This window comes from Pseudomonas sp. GL-RE-29 (assembly GCF_019947275.1).
Classification (GTDB): Bacteria; Pseudomonadota; Gammaproteobacteria; order Pseudomonadales; family Pseudomonadaceae; genus Aquipseudomonas; species Aquipseudomonas fluorescens_A.
Map to the genome: position 1 here is coordinate 223,579 of NZ_JAGYGD010000004.1, position 15,540 is coordinate 239,118.

The 15,540-nt window shown below is 60.2% G+C and carries 14 protein-coding genes; 7 read left to right on the top strand and 7 right to left on the bottom strand.

Annotated features, from left to right (window positions below):
- Positions 1 to 56: 56 nt before the first annotated feature.
- The 3 genes from metF to KGB21_RS05795 all read left to right on the top strand — a co-directional run bounded on the left by metF (position 57) and on the right by KGB21_RS05795 (position 4,002).
- Entirely contained in the window at positions 57 to 902 is an 846-nt protein-coding gene (gene metF, locus KGB21_RS05785; RefSeq protein ID WP_223504138.1) for a methylenetetrahydrofolate reductase [NAD(P)H], read from the top strand.
- Between the two features lie 186 nt (positions 903 to 1,088).
- The gene (locus tag KGB21_RS05790) at positions 1,089 to 1,904 is read left to right on the top strand and encodes a substrate-binding periplasmic protein (protein ID WP_223504140.1); all 816 of its coding nucleotides are present in this window, start codon (positions 1,089 to 1,091) and stop codon (positions 1,902 to 1,904) included.
- Positions 1,905 to 2,127: 223 nt separating this feature from the next.
- On the top strand, positions 2,128 to 4,002 hold the full coding sequence (locus tag KGB21_RS05795) for a DEAD/DEAH box helicase (protein WP_223504142.1): 1,875 nt from the start codon (positions 2,128 to 2,130) through the stop codon (positions 4,000 to 4,002).
- Between the two features lie 223 nt (positions 4,003 to 4,225).
- On the opposite strand, the gene KGB21_RS05800 is transcribed toward KGB21_RS05795, so the two are convergent.
- The 3 genes from KGB21_RS05800 to KGB21_RS05810 all read right to left on the bottom strand — a co-directional run bounded on the left by KGB21_RS05800 (position 4,226) and on the right by KGB21_RS05810 (position 7,532).
- On the bottom strand, positions 4,226 to 4,813 hold the full coding sequence (locus KGB21_RS05800; protein ID WP_034147515.1) for a YceI family protein: 588 nt from the start codon (positions 4,811 to 4,813) through the stop codon (positions 4,226 to 4,228).
- Positions 4,814 to 4,845: 32 nt separating this feature from the next.
- Entirely contained in the window at positions 4,846 to 5,397 is a 552-nt protein-coding gene (locus KGB21_RS05805) for a cytochrome b (protein ID WP_034147516.1), read from the bottom strand.
- A 371-nt stretch (positions 5,398 to 5,768) separates the two neighbouring features.
- Positions 5,769 to 7,532 (bottom strand): flavin monoamine oxidase family protein, encoded by a 1,764-nt coding sequence (locus tag KGB21_RS05810; RefSeq protein WP_223504144.1) that lies wholly within the window; start codon positions 7,530 to 7,532, stop codon positions 5,769 to 5,771.
- 222 nt (positions 7,533 to 7,754) lie between these two features.
- Between KGB21_RS05810 and KGB21_RS05815 the strand changes: the two genes are divergently transcribed.
- Positions 7,755 to 9,161: an adenosylmethionine--8-amino-7-oxononanoate transaminase gene (locus KGB21_RS05815; RefSeq protein ID WP_034147518.1), complete on the top strand. Its 1,407-nt coding sequence runs from the start codon at positions 7,755 to 7,757 to the stop codon at positions 9,159 to 9,161.
- Positions 9,162 to 9,307: 146 nt separating this feature from the next.
- A complete protein-coding gene (locus tag KGB21_RS05820) occupies positions 9,308 to 10,027 on the top strand; it encodes a 16S rRNA (uracil(1498)-N(3))-methyltransferase (RefSeq protein ID WP_223504145.1) in 720 nt (239 codons plus the stop codon).
- Between the two features lie 27 nt (positions 10,028 to 10,054).
- Here the strand turns inward: KGB21_RS05820 and KGB21_RS05825 are convergent, their stop codons facing one another.
- From KGB21_RS05825 to KGB21_RS05835, 3 genes are all read right to left on the bottom strand, one after another.
- Positions 10,055 to 10,915 (bottom strand): transporter substrate-binding domain-containing protein, encoded by an 861-nt coding sequence (locus KGB21_RS05825; protein WP_223504177.1) that lies wholly within the window; start codon positions 10,913 to 10,915, stop codon positions 10,055 to 10,057.
- Positions 10,916 to 10,987: 72 nt separating this feature from the next.
- Complete coding sequence (locus tag KGB21_RS05830) at positions 10,988 to 11,338, bottom strand: RidA family protein (protein ID WP_223504147.1); 351 nt, start codon at positions 11,336 to 11,338, stop codon at positions 10,988 to 10,990.
- Positions 11,339 to 11,365: 27 nt separating this feature from the next.
- Positions 11,366 to 12,607: a D-amino acid dehydrogenase gene (locus tag KGB21_RS05835; RefSeq protein ID WP_034147522.1), complete on the bottom strand. Its 1,242-nt coding sequence runs from the start codon at positions 12,605 to 12,607 to the stop codon at positions 11,366 to 11,368.
- Positions 12,608 to 12,716: 109 nt separating this feature from the next.
- On the opposite strand from KGB21_RS05835, the gene KGB21_RS05840 reads away from it, so the two are divergent.
- Positions 12,717 to 13,634 carry a LysR family transcriptional regulator gene (locus tag KGB21_RS05840; protein WP_034147523.1) on the top strand — a complete coding sequence of 306 codons (918 nt, stop codon included), beginning with the start codon at positions 12,717 to 12,719 and terminating at the stop codon, positions 13,632 to 13,634.
- Positions 13,635 to 13,673: 39 nt separating this feature from the next.
- On the opposite strand, the gene trhA is transcribed toward KGB21_RS05840, so the two are convergent.
- A complete protein-coding gene (gene trhA / locus KGB21_RS05845) occupies positions 13,674 to 14,291 on the bottom strand; it encodes a PAQR family membrane homeostasis protein TrhA (protein ID WP_034147524.1) in 618 nt (205 codons plus the stop codon).
- Between the two features lie 232 nt (positions 14,292 to 14,523).
- Between trhA and KGB21_RS05850 the strand changes: the two genes are divergently transcribed.
- A complete protein-coding gene (locus KGB21_RS05850; RefSeq protein ID WP_034147525.1) occupies positions 14,524 to 15,438 on the top strand; it encodes a LysR substrate-binding domain-containing protein in 915 nt (304 codons plus the stop codon).
- The last annotated feature ends 102 nt before the right edge of the window (positions 15,439 to 15,540 follow it).

Consider the following 15,540-nt stretch of genomic DNA (forward strand, 5'->3'; position numbering starts at 1 on the left):
CTGGCGAAAGCGGACAAAATGGCCCCACAGGCTTACGCGTTTCCAAGGATATGACCATGTCCCAAGATCGTCGCTACAGCTTCGAGTTCTTCCCTACGAAGACCGACGCTGGGCATGAAAAGCTGCTTGCCACTGCCCGTCAGTTGGCCTCGTACAACCCCGATTTCTTTTCCTGCACCTACGGCGCTGGCGGTTCGACCCGTGATCGCACGCTCAACACCGTGTTGCAGCTCGAAAGCGAAGTCAAAGTTCCTGCCGCACCGCACCTGTCTTGCGTGGGCGACAGCAAGGACGACTTGCGCGGCCTGCTGAGCCAATACAAGGCCGCCGGCATCAAGCGTATCGTTGCCCTGCGCGGTGACCTGCCTTCCGGCATGGGCATGGCCAGCGGCGAAATGCGCCACGCCAATGACCTGGTTGAATTCATTCGTGAAGAGACCGGCGATCATTTCCACATCGAAGTCGCTGCTTACCCGGAAATGCATCCGCAAGCACGCAACTTCGAAGACGATATCGCCAATTTCGTGCGCAAGGCCAACGCCGGCGCCGACAGTGCGATCACCCAGTACTTCTTCAACGCGGACAGTTACTTCTACTTCGTCGAGCGGGTACGGGCTGCAGGTGTGAACATCCCGATCGTGCCGGGGATCATGCCGATCACCAACTACAGCAAACTCGCGCGCTTCTCTGACGCTTGCGGTGCGGAAATCCCGCGCTGGATCCGCAAGCAACTGGAAGCCTACGGCGACGACACCCAGAGCATTCAACGCTTTGGTGAACAAGTCATCACCGAGATGTGCGAAAGACTGCTGCAAGGTGGAGCACCAGGGTTGCACTTCTACACACTGAATCAGGCCGAAGCCAGCCTGGCAGTGTGGAACAACCTGAAGTTGCCGCGTTAAGCAAAAGCGGTAAAGGCAAGATCAAAAGATCGCAGCTTTCGGCAGCTCCTACAGGGGTTACACGTCCCCATGTAGGAGCTGCCGAAAGCTGCGATCTTTTGCATTTATTGTGACGCAACACTCGGAGATAGAGCTTCTGGTTCCCGGTTCTGGCTCTTTCCTGTTTCTCGTCGTAATCTCAAGCCCATGCCTTTGATCACGCAGTTAATCGCCGTGCTTGTCTTCACTTGCCTGAGCTTTGCCGCTCGGGGCGAGAAATTGCGCATTGTCACGGAACCGTGGGCTCCTTACGTGTATGAGGAGAACGGCAAATCCCTCGGGCTCGACTACGAAACCACCGCGATAGTCTTCAAGCGCCTGGGGATCGAAGTCGAGTGGCAATTCCTGCCATGGAAACGTTGCCTGTCGATGCTCGAAACCGGCCAGGCCGATGGCGCCCTGGACATTTTCCACAGCGATGAGCGCGATGCGACCCTGCTCTACCCCAGCGAACCGCTCTCGGAAGTGCAATTCGTGATGTTCTACGCCAACGCACGGCCGCACCCGTTCCGCACGCTCGACGAACTGCGCGGGCTGACCATCGGCACCTCACCGGGCTACCTGTACAGCCAGAATTTCAGGGACTCGACGCTGTTCACCCGGGAATCAGCACCCAGTCATGAAGCCAACTTCGGCAAACTGGTGCGTGGGCGGATCGACCTGCTGATCACTGATCGCCGGGTCGGCCAGCATTTGCTCGACGAGCTGAACATTCGCGACAAGATCACCGAGAACCCGATCGTCATCAGCCAACAAAGCCAGTTTCTGGCAGTTCGTCGCAATGCCGGCATGGATTTGCTGGTACAGCGCTTCGGTGCCGAACTCAAACGCTTCAAACGCGAACCGGCCTACGCAGAGCTAAGCGCCCGTTATGGCGCCGACCCGGCCTCTGTCGTGAACCCGGCACGCGCCACCGCCACGACGGCGAAAACCGTTGAGCAGCAGGAAAGCGGCGCGCAGTGATTGCTCTGTTATACTCCGGCCTTCCCGCCAGGCTCACGCCCGGACGCTCGGACTTGTTCAAGGCATCTCGACCCCGCTACGGCGCAGCTTTCCAGCCCGCGCGAGCACTCCAGACGAGCTTTCAAGGCCCAGCAGGACCGGACGGGATTGCGTTCCTCTTAAACGCCATTCGCGCCAGGCAAGACTCCCATTGGGCCAAGCCCTAACTAAAACAGGATTACTCATGTCCTTTGCTTCCCTCGGTCTCTCCGAGGCTTTAGTCCGCGCCATCGAGGCAGCGGGCTATACCGAGCCTACTCCGGTGCAACAGCGGGCCATTCCCGCCGTGTTGCAAGGTCGCGACCTGATGGTCGCGGCACAGACAGGTACTGGTAAAACCGGCGGTTTCGCCCTTCCGATTCTGGAGCGGTTGTTCCCCAACGGTCACCCGGACAAATCCCAGCGTCACGGCCCGCGCCAACCGCGCGTACTGGTCCTGACCCCTACTCGCGAACTCGCGGCCCAGGTACACGAAAGCTTCAAGGTTTATGCCCGTGACCTGAAGTTCGTCAGCGCCTGCATCTTCGGCGGCGTCGGCATGAACCCGCAGGTTCAAGCCATGTCCCGTGGCGTAGACGTGCTGGTGGCCTGCCCTGGCCGCCTGCTCGATCTGGCCGGCCAAGGCAGCGTCGACTTGTCCCACGTGGAAATCCTCGTGCTGGACGAAGCCGACCGCATGCTCGACATGGGCTTCGTCCATGACGTGAAGAAGGTCCTGGCGCGTCTGCCGGCCAAACGGCAGAACCTGCTGTTCTCGGCGACCTTCTCCAAGGACATCACCGACCTCGCCGGCAAACTGCTGCACAACCCGGAACGCATCGAAGTCACGCCGCCGAACACCACGGTCGAGCGCATCGAACAGCGCGTGTTTCGCCTGCCGGCCAGCCACAAACGTTCGTTGCTGGCGCACCTGATCACCGCTGGCGCCTGGGAACAGGTTCTGGTCTTCACCCGCACCAAGCACGGCGCCAACCGCCTGGCCGAGTACCTGGACAAACACGGCCTGAGCGCCGTCGCGATCCACGGCAACAAGAGCCAGAACGCGCGCACCAAAGCCCTGGCTGACTTCAAGGCCGGTGACGTGCGCATCCTGGTGGCCACCGACATCGCCGCGCGCGGCCTGGACATCGATCAGTTGCCACACGTGGTCAACTTCGAACTGCCGAACGTCGATGAAGACTACGTACACCGTATCGGCCGTACCGGCCGTGCCGGTCGTTCAGGCGAGGCGATTTCGCTGGTCGCTCCGGACGAAGAGAAGCTGCTGAAAAGCATCGAACGCATGACCAAGCAGAAAATCGCCGACGGCGACCTGATGGGCTTCGATTCGAGCGCCGTGGAAGCCGAGAAACCGGAAGTCCGCGAGCGTCCGGATGTGCGTAACCCGCGCAATCCACGTGGCCCGCGCGGCGATGGTCCGAACGGCGGCGGTGGGGGTGGCGGTCGTAAAGACAAGGGCAAGGACAAGGGCAAGGAAAAACCGGCGTCGGGCGAACGTGGCGAGCGTCCAGCCCGTCAACAAAAGCCCCGCGAAGGCACCCCGGCCCGCGAACAGCGCCAGCCAAGCCAGCCTCCACGCGCCGCGGCTGATCGCGCCCCGGACGAGTTCCTGGACGACGATGTCGATAACTTCGGTAACCGCGTCGACTACGTTCCGCAGCAGAAACCTGCCCAGGGCCGTGGTCGTCGTCCGGGTGCTCCGGCACAAGGCACGGCAGCGGGTTCGGGCGCACCACGTGGCGGCAAGCCACAGGGTCGCCAGAGCGGTCCGCGCAGCAGCGATGGCGCCAGCACCGGCACGCCGCCAGCCAAGCGCAGCGGCCCACGTAATGGCGCACCACGTGACGGCCAGGCCCGTCGCGAAGATTCGCGCAACCGCCGCCCGGCCCGTGACGAGCAGCCTCGTTCGGAACCAGCGGTACAGAACCCGCGTGGCCCGGCGCCGAAGATCATGCACAAGGAGTCGAAGGCGGATCGCTTCCCGACACCTGAGCAGCTCGATCAACTGCCAAGCCGTCCTCGCGGTGAAAAACCGGCATTGCTGACCCGCAATCGCTGAGTTATCGCTGCAATAAAAATGCCCCGTACCGAAAGGTCCGGGGCATTTTTATTGACCCGCTTTTGTAGGAGCTGCCGAAGGCTGCGATCTTTTGATTTTGCTTTTTTAAATACAAGATCAAAAGATCGCAGCCTTCGGCAGCTCCTACAGGGGTTTTGTGTACGGCAATAAAAAACGCCCGCGCTCTGGAGAGCAACGGGCGTTTTTTTGTCAGGCGCGAAAGTTATTTCGCTTTGACACCTTCAAACGTTACGTACAGATCAACTGCGTCGGACGATGGGCCCAGGTCTTTCTGCTTGCCAAAATCGGAACGCTTGAGGCTGAAGGTACCCTCGAAGCCTGCACGGTAGCCGCCCCATGGATCCTTGCCTTCACCCAGGAAAGTGGCCTTGACCACGATCGGCTTGGTGACACCGAGGATCGTCAGGTCGCCAGCCACATCGGCCGTGTCTTTGCCGGCGGCGTTTTTACCGGTCGACTTGACGCTGGTGGAAACGAAGGTGGCCTTGCTGCCGTTCAGGAAGTCTTTGCTGGAGATGTGCTTGTCACGCTCAGCATTGTTGGTGAAAACGCTGGCGGTGTTCACATTGAACTCGATCTTGCTGTCTTCAGGCTTGGCGGCGTCGAAGCTGAACTTGCCGTCGATGTCCTTGAAGGTACCGGTGATGTAGCTGTAGCCCAGGTGGCTGATCTTGAAGTCAACGAAGGCGTGCTGGCCTTCTTTGTCGACGACGTAGTCAGCGGCCATTACGTTACCGGCGGACAACAGGGCGGAGCCGATTGCCAGAGCGGCCAGAGTCTTTTTCAACATACTTTGTTTTCCTTTGGAGTCGAGGTTGAACGTCAGGCTTTGCGACCCAGCATTCGCTTGAGGGTCACATCACGGTCGATAAAGTGGTGCTTCAATGCTGCCAACGCATGGAGGCCGGAAAAAATTACCAGCACCCACGCCAGGTAGAGGTGAATCACGCCAGCGGTATCTGCCTGGTCCGGTAGCCCGGAAACCAGCGCAGGTACTTCAAACAGTCCAAACACCGGGATCCCGACACCTTCTGCGGTGGAAATCAGGTAACCGGCAATCATCACAGCGAACAGACTGAGATACAGAAAGCCATGGCCGAACTTGGCGCCCAGGCGCGTCATGCGGCTATAGCTGGACAGGGTTGGCGGCGGTGGGCTGATGAAACGCCACAACACTCGCAGCAGCATCACGCCGAGCAACACCAGACCAATGCTCTTGTGCAGGTCCGGCGCGTCTTTACGCCAGGTGCTGTAGTAGTCGAGACCGACCATCCACAGCCCGAGGGCAAACAAACCGAACACGGCCAATGCCACGCCCCAATGCATGAAGATGCTGACCAAACCATAGCGGGAAGTTGAGTTACGTAGTTGCATTGCCCAAATCCTGTGAGAACTGCGACCAAGACTAAAGAGTTATCTATCGAATTAAAGCGGAAAATTTTGCTTTGAAATATCGAGAAATACGATCAAGAGTTTGAAATCGGTGAGTTAAGGAAAGATTAAAGGCGAAAGTTGGGCGGGACGCGAAACCAAATTCACAAGAACTCAATGTGGCGAGGTAGCTTGCTCCCGCTCGACTGCGCAGCAGTCGCAAACCATGTAGATAATTTCAGCTGAAAACTGCGGTTGTCGATTGTTAGGGGCCGCTTCGCAACCCAGCGGGAGAAAGCTCCCTCGCCACGGGGGATTGTTGCAGGCAAAAAAAAGCGCGGCCCTTGAGCCGCGCTTCTGTTTAACCCAAAGCCTTACTGCACTTTGGTTTCGGTAGTCGTTGCAGGCTTCTTGGCCACTTCAGCTTTTTTCGCTGGTGCCTTGGCAGGTGCCTTTTTCGCTTCAGTCTTGGCCGCTGGTTTTTTCGCCGGGGCTTTGGCCGGTGCCTTTTTGGCTGGCTCGGCTTTCACCGGTGCCGCCGGCTTCGGCGCTTCGACCGGAGCAGGTGCTGGCGTCGGTGCCGGGGCGGGTGCAGGGGCCGGAGCTGCCGGGGCAGGTTCAGGCGCCTTCACTGGCTCCGGTTTCTTCGCGTCATCCGAACCGCCAAACAGGTTGCTGAAGAAATTGCCCTTCTTCGCCGCCACCGCACCAGCGCCTGCCGCTGCAGCCGCAGTCGCTGCCGGACCGACCTTCGCCGGTTCAAACGACTTGCCCGCCGCCAGGTCTTCAACCTGACTGGCCGCGCGCTGACCGGTGCGCAGTGCACCTTCCAGAGTGCCCGGGTACATGGTATCGGTGTGCTCACCCGCAAAGGCTACACGCTGAATCGGACGTTCCCACAGGCGCCAGAACTTGCTGATCTGACCCGGACCGAACGCCAGGTAGGCGCCGCCCATCGAAGGGTCGGTGCTGTAACGACGGATTTCATAACCGGTAAACGAGCCGCGCGCCTGTGGATAGAACGCGTGCAGGCGAATCAGTACCTGATCGACCATCTGCTTGTCGCCGAACGCCTGCATCACCCGTGCGTTGTCGCCGGACAGGTTGATCACCACGTTGGCGCCACCCTTCAAGGCAGGCTCGATCCACAACATACCGAGGCCGGTGTTGCTGTAGATCTCGCCGGACATGCGTGCTTTCGGTTCCCACACCGGGGTCTTGAACTTCAGCATGATCTGGTCGCGCCAGCCGTAGTTGGTGCCCTTGATCGCCGCCAGGTGCTGGGCGTCCAGCGACGGGGTCATCTGGATCTTGTTCAGTGCGCGCAACGGCACGGCCAGCACGACATAGTCAGCCTGATAGCCAACGCTGCCGACCTTGACGGTGACGCCGTCTTTGTCCTGGGTGATCGACGAAACCGGGGAGCTGGTCTTGATGGTTTTCAGTTGCTTGACGAAAGCCTGGGCCAGCACGGGGCTGCCACCAACCAGACGCGAAGCACGCAGGTCACGGTCGGAGACGCCACGGTAGACACTGCTTTGCTGTGCGAAGTACAGCAGCGACAGGCGCGAAGGTTCGTCATAGCGGGTACGAATCTGCTGGTTAACCAACTGACGGGCAGTGGGTGGCAGTGTCAGCCGATCCAGCCAGTTCGACACGTTGATCTGGTCCAGCGAGTGCAGCGTGTTGTTCGCCGCCGGGTTCTGCGGGTCTTCGACCGAGCGTGCCAGGTCGTCCACGGTCTTTTCGTAGCGCTTGAGCGCTTCGGCAGTGGTGGGATCCTTGGTCGCCAGGTCGGCGGCGGTGTAATACACGCCGTCGATCAGGTAGCTCGGGGTCCGAACGAATTCAGGTGCTGGCGTGGTGCTCAGCTTGAACTCCGAGACGTACTTGTTCAAAACCGGCTGGGCCTTGTCGTTGCCGATCCACTCGCTGGTGGCCATGCCGGAACGACCGCCCGGGCTCGTCTTGGCTTCCAGCAGCGTGACCTGCCAGCCCTTTTTCTGCAGTTCATAAGCAGCCGTGAGGCCCGAGACCCCGCCGCCGATCACGATCGCGGTTTTATCCTTGGCCAGCGCAGACACGCTGAACAGCCCCAACATCACCAGCGCACAGGCGCGCAGCCAACCGACAGACATTCAGCGAACTCCGGAAATACACGAGAAAAATAGCGGTTTTGCGAGCCAGACGACTCAAGAACCGCGAAGGATACGTCAGCCTTCAAACGCCCGCCAGCAACGTCTATCGGCCTATACAAAGTAGCTCATTCGACACAATGGGTTGTCCCCGTGCGACGCATTGCATAGGCTTGCGCGATTGCATGTCCGCGCGCGTCACGGACCGCCTCGAGGAGAGTAAAAATGGGCCTGAATAAACAGTGGATGGAACGCGATCTCGCGGTGTTGTGGCATCCCTGCACCCAGATGAAAGATCACGAACAACTGCCGCTGATCCCGATCAAGCGCGGTGAAGGGGTCTGGCTGGAAGATTTCGAAGGCAAACGCTACCTCGACGCGGTCAGTTCCTGGTGGGTCAATGTATTCGGCCACGCCAACCCGCGCATCAACCAGCGCATCAAGGATCAGGTCGATCAACTGGAACACGTGATCCTCGCCGGTTTCAGCCATCAGCCGGTGATCGAGTTGTCCGAGCGCCTGGTGAAGATGACGCCGGAAGGCCTGACGCGGTGCTTCTACGCCGATAACGGCTCGTCCTGCATCGAAGTCGCGCTGAAAATGAGCTTTCACTACTGGCTCAACCGCGGCCAGCCGAACAAGAAGCGCTTTGTCACCCTGACCAACAGCTACCACGGCGAAACCATGGCGGCGATGTCGGTGGGCGACGTGCCGCTGTTCACCGAAACCTACAAAGCCCTGCTGCTCGACACCATCAAGGTGCCAAGTCCCGATTGCTACTTGCGCCCGGAAGGCATGAGCTGGGAAGAACACTCGCGCAATATGTTCGCGGCGATGGAACAAACCCTGGCCGAGAACCATGACACCGTTGCAGCAGTGATCGTCGAGCCGCTGATCCAGGGCGCTGGCGGCATGCGCATGTACCACCCGGTGTATCTCAAGTTGCTGCGTGAAGCCTGTGATCGCTACGGCGTGCACCTGATCCACGACGAAATCGCCGTCGGCTTCGGCCGCACCGGCACCATGTTCGCCTGCGAACAGGCCGGCATTCGCCCGGACTTCCTTTGCCTGTCCAAGGCGCTGACCGGCGGCTACCTGCCGTTGGCCGCGTGCCTGACCACCGAAGACGTCTACAGCGCTTTCTACGACGACTACCCGACCCTGCGCGCCTTCCTGCATTCCCACAGCTACACCGGCAATCCGCTGGCCTGCGCGGCGGCATTGGCGACGCTGGATATCTTCGAAGAAGACAACGTCATCGAGAACAACAAGGTGTTGGCGCAGCGCATGGCCTCCTCCACTGCGCATCTGGTCGATCATCCGAACGTCAGCGAAGTGCGCCAGACCGGCATGGTCCTGGCCATCGAGATGGTCAAGGACAAGGCCAGCAAAGAAGCTTATCCATGGCAGGAACGTCGCGGTCTGAAGGTGTTCCAGCATGCGCTGGAGCGTGGTGCCTTGCTGCGGCCGTTGGGCAGCGTGGTGTATTTCCTGCCGCCGTATGTGGTGACACCGGAGCAGATCGACTTTCTGGCTGAAGTGGCCAGCGAAGGGATCGACATTGCGACGCGCGACAGCGTCAGCGTTTCAGTCCCGAAGGACTTCCATCCGGGGTTCCGTGATCCGGGTTGACAGTCATTGCACAACCCCTGTGGCGAGGGAGCTTGCTCCCGCTGGGCTGCGAAGCGGCCCCAAAAAGAGGGACTGCTGCGCAGTCCACCGGGAGCAAGCTCCCTCGCCACAAAAGCGACTCCGATTGAATTGAGTAGAGAACCAAAATGAGACTGTCCCGCTTCTTCATCGACGCCCCCCTGAGCACCGGCGAGCACGAACTGCCCGAGGCCCAGGCCCACTACATCAGCCGCGTGCTGCGCATGGCCGAGGGCGATGCGCTGCAATTGTTCGACGGCTCGGGCCAGGAGTTTCGCGCCACGCTGGTCGAAGTCGGCAAGAAGCGCGTGGTGGTGCAAATCGATGAGCAGTTCGCCGGCCAGGTTGAGTCACCGTTGCAGATCCACCTCGGCCAGGGCCTGTCCCGTGGCGAGCGCATGGACTGGGCGATTCAGAAAGCCACCGAACTGGGCGTCACCGAAATCACACCGATTTTCAGCGACCGCTGTGAAGTCCGGCTCAAGGACGAGCGTGCCGACAAACGCCTGCTGCACTGGCGCCAGGTGGCGATCAGCGCGTGCGAGCAATGCGGGCGTTCACGGGTGCCAGTGATTCATCCGCCGGTGCTGTTGGCGGATTGGTTGAAACAGACTGAAGCTGAGTTGAAGTTGGTGCTGCATCCGGTGGCCGAGCCATTGGTCAGCCACGCCAAGCCTGCGACATTGGCATTCCTGATCGGCCCGGAAGGCGGGTTGTCAGATGCGGAAGTCGAGCAGGCCAAGGACAACGGTTTTCATGCCGCCCGCCTCGGCCCGCGGGTGTTGCGAACCGAAACGGCGCCGGTAGTTGCCCTTGCGGTTGCCCAGCAGCTTTGGGGCGATTTTTAGGCTGCCGTTGCCAGACAGCCCAGAGGACTATTGCACCGGATCACTCACTGGCTTGGCAATGATCGCCTTGAGTTCACTGGTCATCGGGAACTCAAGGTTCAAGCCCTTTGGCGGGATCGGCTGTTCAAACCAGCGTTTGTAGATACCGTTGATTTCCCCTGAACTGTAAAGATCACCCAGCGCGCTGTTAACCAGCGCAAGGAATTGCGGATCGTCCTTGCGCACCATGCAGCTGTAGATTTCCCGCGACTGCTCTTCCCCGACCACCACCCACTTATGCGGGTCGTGGGCCTTGGCGCGTTCGCCGTAGAGCAGCGCATCGTCCATATAAAACGCCGCCGCCCGTCCCGTTTGCAACATCTGGAACGCTTCGCCGTGATCCTTGGCGCTAATCACGAACATGTCGATCTTGTGGTCGACGTTATAGCTCTTCAGGTAGCGCTCATTGGTGGTGCCGGCAGTGGTTACCACGTTCTTGCCACGCAGGTCGGCGAAACTCTTGATGCCGCTGTCTCTGGCCGTGAGCAACTGGCCTTTGACGTAAATGAAACCGTAGGAGAACGCCACCTGCTTCTGCCGCTCGGCGGTCACGCCTGTGGAACCACACTCCAGATCTACGGTGCCGTTCTGCACCAGCGGAATGCGGGTTTGAGAAGTCACCAGGTTGTACTGAACGTTGAGATCGGGCAACGCCAGTTGCTGCTGGATGCGTTCGACGATCTTGCCCGCCAGATCCACCGAATAACCCATCGGCTTGCCCGTGTGGTCACCCACGTAGGAGAACGGTACTGACGCATCTCGATAGCCCAGGGTGATGCTCTTGGTACTGGCGATTTTGCCCAACGTTCCGCTCAAAGGTGGTTCAGTGGCCTGGACCTGACTGCCCATCAGCAAGCCCAGGGTGCAGCCAAGCAACGTGATTTTTTTTTGCATTGTTATTCTCCGTTGTGGGTAGAGCGATTAACGGCGGGCGGCGATCACAGTGATTTCCACCAGGATTTCAGGGCGGGCCAGTTGCGCCTGCACGGTAGTGCGGGTCGGTGCCTGGCCCGGTGACAACCACTGCGACCAGACCTCGTTCATCGCGGCGAAATCCGCGTTGATGTCCTTGAGGTAAATGGTCGCATTGAGCAGATGACTCTTGTCGCTGCCGGCCTCGGTCAACAAAGCGTCGATTTTCGCCAACACTTCACGGGTCTGGTTGCTGACGTCAGTGGCCTCGCCCGGTACCTGTCCGGAGAGAAACACCAGATCGCCGAAAGTCACGACGCCGGACAGTCGCGAGTTGCTGTGGAGACGTTGAATGGTCATTGCAGAGTCCTCTGGAGAAACAGGAATTCACGCAGCCCGATGGCTGAAACCGTGCAGTTCGATGGAAGGTTGCCCCTTGCCGATCAGCTCGCAGAGCAAGCGCGCGCTGCCACATGCCAAGGTAAAGCCCAGCGCACCATGGCCGAGATTGAGCCACAGGTTGCGATAGGCCGTGGCACCCAGCAATGGCACGCCACTGGGGGTTGCCGGACGCATTCCGGCCCATTCGACGGCCTCATCATAGGCGCCAGCATTGGCGAAGGTGTCACGAGCCTGACGCTTGATCAGGGCCAAGCGCTGCGGGTCAATCGCCGGGTCGAAACCGACGATGTCGACCATCGCCGCGATACGCAATTGCTCGCCGATGCGCGCATACACAATCTTTCGGTCGTAGTCGGTGATGCTCACATCCGGTGCCCGGTGTTCCGGGCCAATCGGTACTGTCAGGCTGTAGCCCTTGAGCGGGTACAGCGGCAATTGCAGGCCGGGTAACGCCAGCGCCGGGCTGCGATGCCCGGCGGCAATCACCAGTTGCTCCACCTCCAGGATTTCACTGCCCAATTCGATGGCGTTGACCGCGCCATTGGCGTGACGAATGCCGGTCACCGCCTGGCCCAATCGGAACTCGCAACGGCCGGAGGCTTTCAGTCGCGTTGCCAATTGCTGACAAAAGCCATGGCAATCGCCGACTTCTTCGTCCGGGGTATAAATCGCTCCGACGAAGGGTGCATCGGTTAGCGCCGGTTCCAATTGCGTACATTCGGCAGGCGACAACACCTGCTGTTGCTGCGGATCGGCCAGCCCCTTGCGGGCATGATCAAAGCTACCGGGGTTACGGAAGGTCACCAGCTTGCCGTTGCGCCGCCACTCGAAACCCGCCAGCCCATCGTCTTCTCGCCACGTCTTCAAGATGCTCTGGCTGAACAGCGCCAGCCGCAACAGATGGGCGGCATTCTCACGGTTGACCGATCGGCGGCAAGCGTTGAGGAACGACGCCATCCAGCGCCACTGTGCCGGATCCAGACGCGGACGCAGCTTCAGCGGCGAGTCACCGCGCAGCATCCAGCCGATGGCTTGCAACGGCACACCGGCATCAGCCAGGGGCGCCACATAGCGATAGGACAACTGGCCACCGTTGGCGAAACTGGTTTCGCTGCCCAGGCTATCCCGGGCTTCAATCACGGTCACTTCGAATCCGTCACGCACCAGCGCATAGGCCGTTGCCAGGCCAATCACGCCACCGCCGATAATGCACACACGCTGAGCCATGTCCGTCCTTAAAACCGTTGTGAAGACGAAGTGCAGGTTAGAGCCAGGTGACAGATGCTGAACAATGCATAAAGATGCCAAACCCATAGACAAAGGTTATGGACTAGCCATGCGCCTCCGTCACATCGAGATTTTCCAGGCCATTCGCCAGACCGGCTCGATCAGCGCCGCCGCGCAGTTGCTGCACGTCTCCCAGCCGGCGGTGAGCAAGGTGCTGCAACACGCCGAGCAGCAACTGGGATTCCCGTTGTTCTTGCGGGTACGCGGTAAATTGCAAGCCACACCCGAAGCGCTGGAGTTAGAGCGCGAGGTCGACAAGGTCAGCGAAAGCCTGCAAGGCGTGCGGCGCCTGGCCCAGAGCCTGCGTCGCGAGCCGGGTCATAGCCTGCGGATTGGCGCTACCCCGGCGCTGGCCCTGTCATTGCTGCCGCCGGCCATTCACGAGTGGACCGAGCGCTATCCGGACATCGCCTGCGAACTGTCCAGCGCCCATAGCCGCGAACTGGTGCAGAACCTGCTGATGCGTGAAATTGATCTCGCCCTGACCCTGCAACGACCGGATCATCCGGGGCTCAAGGCTCAGGCGCTGGCGTCCGGTGTGCTGGTGGCTCTGGCACCATCGGGGTACTGGTCGGCGGTAGAGGCAGGCACGCCGTTGCCCCTGATGGCCCTGGCCGGCGCACCCTTGATAGGCCTGTCCAGCGCCGACCCGTTGGCGGCCCGCCTCGACAGTTACCTCGAAGCGGTCGAGCCGCCGCCCCGGGTACGCATCGCGGTGCAGACCTATTCATTGGCCCGGGCGATGGTGGAATCCGGCGCCGGTTTGGCAGTGATCGATCCGTTCACCGCACTTGGCGCCTCCTGTGCCGCGACGACGATTCGCCCGTTGACTCCGCCGCTGCCCATCACCTTGTACGCAGTCACCCGCGCTGCCGAGCCTCCTCCCCACACCTTGAATGACCTGTTGCAGGTGTTCAGCCGTCGGGCCCAGGAGCAACTGGATCGCTTGATCCCGTCGCAGCGTTAATGTGGGAACTAGCCTGTTAGCGATTGGCGGCGACGCGGTCTAAAGGACATAAAAGAAAATCGCCACAAAGTGCAGCAAACTCCCGGCGATCACGAACAAATGCCAGATCCCGTGGGCATGCCGCAGGCGATGGTCGAGGGCAAAAAAGACAATCCCCACGGTGTACAAAACCCCGCCAGTCGCCAACCACGCAAACCCGGCACTGCCCAGCGCCGCCAGCAACGGCTTGACCGCCACCAGCACGATCCAGCCCATCACCGCGTAAATCACGATCGACAGAACCCGTGCTTCGGAACGCGGCTTGATTTCCTGCAGGATGCCAATCAGCGCCAGCCCCCAGACAATCCCGAACAACGTCCAGCCCCACGGCCCGCGCAGGGTCACCAGGCAGAACGGCGTGTAACTGCCGGCGATCAGCAGGTAGATCGAAAAGTGATCGACCTTCTGCATGATCGCTTTCTTGCGCCCGCGCACGCTGTGGTACACGGTCGATGCGCTGTAAAGGGCCATCAAGGTAAAACCGTAGATCGCCACGCTGACGATCTTCCACGGGCTGCCGTCCATGCTGGCGAGCACCAGCATCCACACCACCCCGACCGTCGCCGCCACCGCCCCGACCAAATGCGTCCAGGCGTTCAATCTTTCCCCGTGATACATCGTTTACCCACCTCGACATTCATTCCCGCAGTGCGCAAGGCTCAGGCCTCAAGCGTAAAAGCGCAATGTTTCAGAAAACAAACCCTCCTGCAGGAGCCGGCTTGCTGGCGATAGGACCTCAAGTTTTACCTTGATCCTCAAGACGCCATCGCTGGCAAGCCAGCTCCCACAAAGGTCTGCGCACATCAATGTAAATAGGCACAATCGAGCCATTCGAATAAGAGTCCGCGCCATGTTGATCGACGAAGAGTTGACCCTGAAAAAACTCGAGGTGTTCCTTGCCTTCATGCGCACCGGCAACCTGGCCCGGGCCGCGGCCGAATTACAGACCAGCAATGTCAGCGTGCACCGGGCGATCCATTCCCTGGAAAGCGCCCTGCGCTGCCCGCTGTTCAAACATGAAGGCCGCAACCTGACGCCGCTGGAAAGCGCCTATGTGCTGGAAGAACGTGCGCAGAAGCTGATTCAGGACGTCGTGGAAAGCGTGCGCCTGACCCGCGAGGCCGCCGGATTTTCCGCTGAACGCTTCAAACTCGGCTCGCTGTATTCGCTGACGGTGAAGACTGTGCCGCAGCTGATCATGGGCCTGAAAATCCGCCGCAGCGAACTCAACATCGACCTGATCCTCGGCTCGAATTTCGACCTGTTGTACAAGCTCAAGAACATGGAAGTCGATGCGATCCTGGTGTCCCTGGACGACAGCATCATCGACCCGGACCTGGAGCACATTCCGCTGTTCTCCGACGATATCTTCCTCGCCACGCCCGCCGATTCGAAATTTGCCCACAGGACCGAAGTCGACCTTGCAGAAGTGCGCGACGAAACCTTCATCACCCTCACCCAGGGCTTCGCCACGCACCAGGACGGCAAACGGGTATTCGAGCAGGCGGGGTTCGAGCCGAAAGTGGCGATGCAGGTCAACGACATCTTCACCCTGCTGAGCATGGTCAGCTCGGGCGTCGGTTATGCGTTGCTGCCGGGGAGGATTGCGGCGGTGTATGAGAACCGGGTGAAGCTGATTCCATTGCAGGAGAAGTACCGGTTGCAGCAGCACATTGGTGTGGTGTTTCTCAAAGCCAAGGAGCGCGATCCAAATCTGCTGGCGTTACTGGCGGAGTGTCGGATGTATGCCAATCGCCAGGCATAAAACCTTGTGGCGAGGGAGCTTGCTCCCGCTGGGCTGCGCAGCAGACCCTTTTTTGCGGGCGCTTCGCACCCGAGCGGGAGCAAGCTCCCTCGCCACAAAAGC

Bases quoted from the DNA above. Each gene is read 5' to 3' on its own strand.
- KGB21_RS05830 (WP_223504147.1), bottom strand. From the start codon at position 11,338: ATGACCATTCAACGTCTCCACAGCAACTCGCGACTGTCCGGCGTCGTG.
- KGB21_RS05790 (WP_223504140.1), top strand. From the start codon at position 1,089: ATGCCTTTGATCACGCAGTTAATCGCCGTGCTTGTCTTCACTTGCCTG.
- KGB21_RS05835 (WP_034147522.1), bottom strand. From the start codon at position 12,607: ATGGCTCAGCGTGTGTGCATTATCGGCGGTGGCGTGATTGGCCTGGCA.
- KGB21_RS05840 (WP_034147523.1), top strand. From the start codon at position 12,717: ATGCGCCTCCGTCACATCGAGATTTTCCAGGCCATTCGCCAGACCGGC.
- KGB21_RS05825 (WP_223504177.1), bottom strand. From the start codon at position 10,915: ATGGGCAGTCAGGTCCAGGCCACTGAACCACCTTTGAGCGGAACGTTG.
- KGB21_RS05815 (WP_034147518.1), top strand. From the start codon at position 7,755: ATGGGCCTGAATAAACAGTGGATGGAACGCGATCTCGCGGTGTTGTGG.
- metF (WP_223504138.1), top strand. From the start codon at position 57: ATGTCCCAAGATCGTCGCTACAGCTTCGAGTTCTTCCCTACGAAGACC.
- KGB21_RS05795 (WP_223504142.1), top strand. From the start codon at position 2,128: ATGTCCTTTGCTTCCCTCGGTCTCTCCGAGGCTTTAGTCCGCGCCATC.
- KGB21_RS05820 (WP_223504145.1), top strand. From the start codon at position 9,308: ATGAGACTGTCCCGCTTCTTCATCGACGCCCCCCTGAGCACCGGCGAG.
- KGB21_RS05805 (WP_034147516.1), bottom strand. From the start codon at position 5,397: ATGCAACTACGTAACTCAACTTCCCGCTATGGTTTGGTCAGCATCTTC.
- KGB21_RS05850 (WP_034147525.1), top strand. From the start codon at position 14,524: ATGTTGATCGACGAAGAGTTGACCCTGAAAAAACTCGAGGTGTTCCTT.
- trhA (WP_034147524.1), bottom strand. From the start codon at position 14,291: ATGTATCACGGGGAAAGATTGAACGCCTGGACGCATTTGGTCGGGGCG.
- KGB21_RS05810 (WP_223504144.1), bottom strand. From the start codon at position 7,532: ATGTCTGTCGGTTGGCTGCGCGCCTGTGCGCTGGTGATGTTGGGGCTG.
- KGB21_RS05800 (WP_034147515.1), bottom strand. From the start codon at position 4,813: ATGTTGAAAAAGACTCTGGCCGCTCTGGCAATCGGCTCCGCCCTGTTG.